The 243-nt window shown below is 50.2% G+C and carries 1 pseudogene; it reads left to right on the top strand.

Annotation, left to right across the window (positions count from 1 at the left end):
* Nucleotides 1-202, top strand: a pseudogene (locus tag SB756_RS34215) (protein translocase subunit SecF); the annotation flags it as partial.
* Nucleotides 203-243 lie beyond the last annotated feature (41 nt).

A 243-nucleotide genomic window follows, 5' to 3' on the forward strand; every position in this document is an offset into this window, starting at 1 on the left:
GGATATCCTGATGCTGTACCTCTTCGGTGGTCCGGTATTGGAAGGCTTCTCGCTGACCATGCTTATCGGTGTTTCCATCGGTACTGCATCTTCCATCTATGTGGCATCTGCGTTGGCTCTGAAACTGGGTATGAAGCGCGAACACATGTTGCAGCAGAAAGTGGAAAAAGAAGGGGCGGATCAGCCGTCAATTCTGCCGTAATCAAGTTCCCGTTGATGTTGAAAATCCCGGTCAGAAGATCG

It is taken from the genome of Pseudomonas sp. SIMBA_068 (assembly GCF_046534705.1).
GTDB classification, from domain to species: domain Bacteria; phylum Pseudomonadota; class Gammaproteobacteria; order Pseudomonadales; family Pseudomonadaceae; genus Aquipseudomonas; species Aquipseudomonas putida.